Annotated in this window: 4 protein-coding genes and 1 tRNA gene; 1 reads left to right on the top strand and 4 read right to left on the bottom strand. The window is 36.6% G+C overall.

The window, feature by feature from the left end:
• Positions 1–264 precede the first annotated feature (264 nt).
• The 3 genes from OZD61_RS04005 to mnmE all read right to left on the bottom strand — a co-directional run bounded on the left by OZD61_RS04005 (position 265) and on the right by mnmE (position 2913).
• Positions 265–1281 carry an NAD(P)/FAD-dependent oxidoreductase gene (locus OZD61_RS04005; protein ID WP_274979943.1) on the bottom strand — a complete coding sequence of 339 codons (1017 nt, stop codon included), beginning with the start codon at positions 1279–1281 and terminating at the stop codon, positions 265–267.
• 168 nt (positions 1282–1449) lie between these two features.
• A tRNA-Ser gene (locus OZD61_RS04000) sits at positions 1450–1537 on the bottom strand.
• A gap of 47 nt (positions 1538–1584) precedes the next feature.
• Entirely contained in the window at positions 1585–2913 is a 1329-nt protein-coding gene (gene mnmE, locus OZD61_RS03995; RefSeq protein WP_274979942.1) for a tRNA uridine-5-carboxymethylaminomethyl(34) synthesis GTPase MnmE, read from the bottom strand.
• A gap of 131 nt (positions 2914–3044) precedes the next feature.
• Here mnmE and nuoI point away from each other — a divergent pair, with 131 nt between their 5' ends.
• Positions 3045–3527, top strand: coding sequence for an NADH-quinone oxidoreductase subunit NuoI (gene nuoI / locus OZD61_RS03990; RefSeq protein ID WP_038199316.1), 483 nt, complete (start codon positions 3045–3047; stop codon positions 3525–3527).
• Positions 3528–3590: 63 nt separating this feature from the next.
• Here nuoI and OZD61_RS03985 read toward each other — a convergent pair.
• Positions 3591–3865 (bottom strand): hypothetical protein (locus OZD61_RS03985; RefSeq protein WP_274979941.1); only part of this gene is annotated, 275 nt, incomplete at its 5' end.

The raw sequence follows: 3865 nt of genomic DNA, 5'->3' as shown, positions 1-3865 counted from the left end.
ATCCCCGAGTTAGCTAGTCTTTTACTATCTCTGTCGAGTATTGGCATTTTTTGATGTCTTGTAACGCTTTGTAAGCGCGTTCAGCTTATTTAGATAAAAATCTAGATGTAGATGAAGTTTTGTAAAGACATACAGCATCTATATAATGCAAAAAATTGAACATAAGACGCCGATACATTAAGTAATCCTTACCTTTTAATCTGCAGATTGGCGAAAGCAAATACAATAGCTCCGGCTTCATGGTAAGGGGGCTGGCGAGGTTTGTCAAGGAAGTTTTTCTTTCCCGTGAATTCCCTTTGAAGTTGAATATTGAAAATTGACTGGAGAGTTGTGGATTACTTTGTATATGTCATAACAAGCCATGGCGCTCTCAGCAAAACCATTTAGTATTAATTTTAGTTTGCCTGAATAAATAGCTATATCTCCGATTGCATATATCCTATCTCTACTGGTTTTAAGTGTAGCTGGGTCGACAACTATGCGGCTATGTTCTAACTGTATACCCCAATTGTTTATTGGACCAAGATTCATTGACAATCCAAAAAATGGCAGCAAAAAATCAGCGGATATTTCTTTTTCTTCCTTAGAGGCAATGTTTTTTACTATCACTGTGCTCAATTGCCCATTACCTCCTGCTAGTTCGTGTAATTGATATGGCACTACCAGTTCTATTTTTCCATCAATTTCAAGTGATTCTAATTTATTTCTAGTTTCAGGAGTGCAGCGAAATTCCCTTCTCCTATGTATCACATAAATTTTCTTTGCAACTTTAGAAAGTTCTACAGTCCAATCAGCCGCAGAATCACCCCCCCCTGCAATGACTATAGTTTTATCCTGAAAATCAGAAATTTTATTTACACTGTAAAATACAGATTTATTTTCATATTCTAATATACCACTTAAGGGTGGACGGTTAGGTTCAAACATTCCATTACCTGCAGCAACAATAACAGCCTTACATTTTACCTCTGTACCTATGCTCGTTATGATAGTAAAGTTTTCACCTTCGTTATTTGAAATCTTTTCTACTTTTTGACTTAAATGGTAAATAGGCTTAAATGGCGAAGCTTGCTCCATTAGCTGCTCAATTAATTTTTGGGCAGTAATTACAGGATAACCAGGTATATCGTATATTGGCTTTTCTGGGTAAAGAGCTGTGCATTGTCCTCCTGCTTGATCCAAAACATCTATTATATGACATCTCATATCAAGCATTCCCGCTTGAAAAGCAGTGAATATTCCAACAGGTCCTGCACCTATTATTACTATATCGGTTTTCATATTCAGATGATGATCTATTTATAGATATTAGCTTTCTTTGCTAACAAGGTCAATTTACAAAGGGATGTATTTTTAAAAGATGTGGCTAGATTAGACAAGATTTCCAGCGTTATGAACCACATAGTCCAAATAAGCTCTAAAAATCAGCTAGCATAGCGAGATGCTGTGCGGACGGAATGGGATTCGAACCCATGGTACGCTCATCACGTACGTCAGTTTTCAAGACTGGTGCCTTAAACCGCTCGGCCATCCGTCCATTTCTTTTCTATCACAACATTTGATTTTAAGCAATCTATAAAAGCTTTACTTGCCCACGCAAAAGTTGCTAAACACACTACTCAATATTTCCTCAACATCAATAATTCCAATCACCGCACCAAGTTCAAATGCAGCAAGCCTCAAATCTTCAGATATCAACTCAATTGGATTATCGATATTAAAACGTTGTAAATGTTCCAGTGCTTTCTTCATGTGATTCCTATGTCTTTGCCGAGTAATCACAGGAGTGTCTCTATCATGCCCAAATTTTTCCTCTGCCCTCTCTTTTATGAGAGAGATCAACTTGTTTGTACCTATTTCCTTTAGAATAGAAATGGGTAAAAGATCTATGCCATTAATTTTTATATTGTGATTATTGATAACATCGTCAGCTTTGCTCAATACATAAATAGTATCGCTATTTACAACGTTGCAATTGATATTATGACGCTGTTCAAAAGGAAATAGTTCTATTCTTAAATCAGCTTCAAAAGACCTTTTTTTCGCTCGACTTACACCTTCTAATTCTATTGGATCTGAACTCTCACGAATTCCAGCAGTATCAGAGAGAATGATTGGGTATCCGCCAATGTCAATATGAGCTTCAAGTATATCTCTTGTTGTGCCTGCATATTCAGAAACAATAGCAATATCACGCTTGGCTAAGAAATTAAACAGAGTTGATTTACCGACATTTGGTTCACCAGTTATTACAATATGTAAACCCTCACGCAACCTTTCGCCCCGTCTATTATCATTTAAATGCTCTTGTATCAACTGCACGAGAGATTGCACTTCATTATTAATTTTTTCCAATTCACTTTTTTCTGCCCAAATTTCCTCTGGAAAGTCTATATATGCTTCGATTTTGGATTGTATCGTTATTAATCTTTGCCTCCAATTGCTGTATAGTCTCTCCAATTCTCCAGATATCTGCTTAATCGCTTGTTTAGCTTGCATTTTCGTCTCAGCATCAATTAAGTCTGCAATCCCTTCTATTTGCGTTAAGTCAAATTTACCATTTAGAAAAGCCCTAAGTGAGAATTCTCCAGGCCTGGCCATAACGAAAATTTTTGATAATTCCTCCAAGATGATTTTTATGACGGCCTTGCTTCCATGCACTTGTAGCTCTATAACATCCTCGCCAGTGAAACTGTTTGGAGCAGGGAAATAGATGATTATTCCATTATCTATCAATTGACTGGAATCATCATATAGATCAACTAAAGTAGCAAATCTTGGTTTAATTTCTTTCTTAATATGAAAATGATTTAAAGCTTTAAGCGCGTAGTTGCCTGAAATTCTGATTACTGCAACTCCTGACTTACCAAATACGGTCGATAAAGCGAAAATAGTTTCATTTGTGTTTGTCATTATTTATATAAACTACTTAGCAATATTACACTTAAGAAACCAAAATACCTAAAAAGTCACCCAGGTGAAAATATTTATTTTGAAAACTGATAATATGATTTATAATGACTGACACAAGTTTTAAATATTTTATGCTCAAGAAATTAGCTTGGTACTGGTCTTTTGTAGAGTTAATTAAAGGGTTTGTTATTACATTAAAATATATGTTTAAGCCAAAGGTTACTTTGAGGTATCCTATGGAGAAGGGCCCTTTAAGTCCAAGGTTTCGTGGTGAGCATGCGTTGCGTAGGTATCCAAACGGTGAAGAACGATGCATAGCTTGTAAATTATGTGAAGTTATCTGCCCTGCTCAAGCAATAGTTATTGAAGCAGAGGAAAGAGAAGACGGTAGTCGCCGCACCACGCGCTATGATATTGATATGACAAAATGCATATACTGCGGACTTTGCCAAGAGGCATGTCCAGTTGATGCAATTGTTGAAGGTCCTAACTTTGAATTTGCTACTGAAACAAGAGAGGAGCTAATGTACAATAAAGAAAAGTTATTGCGTAATGGTGAAGTTTGGGAAGACGCAATTGCACTCAGGTTAAAGAAGAATAGGCCTTATTATTAATGTTCAGAGCTTATAACCCTGTTATCCATTATGATTTAGGGGCAGTGCCCACTAGGGGTGGTGTCATCCCAGTAGCTGATACACAACTGTACGAACATTTGTTTGCGAGGGTAGTATGTTAAATGTTATAGCCTGTTTTGCCTCAAACACAAAGGTGTCATCCCAGTGCTTGACACTGGGGTCCAGGTATAAAAATATTTGCAAATTGTGCAATGGACAACAGATTTTAGGAGCATACGTTAAACTAATTTCCATTATAAAAATAAGATGGATCCCAGTGGGCTTTGTTGCATCGCTCTTCGGATAGTAGGTAACGTACAATAAATTCATGAAGCTAT

Source organism: Wolbachia endosymbiont of Drosophila bocki (assembly GCF_028982005.1).
In the GTDB taxonomy this organism is placed as follows: Bacteria; Pseudomonadota; Alphaproteobacteria; order Rickettsiales; family Anaplasmataceae; genus Wolbachia; species Wolbachia pipientis.
The sequence above is the reverse complement of the archived record's forward strand: the minus strand, read 5'-3'. Positions and strand labels throughout refer to the sequence as shown.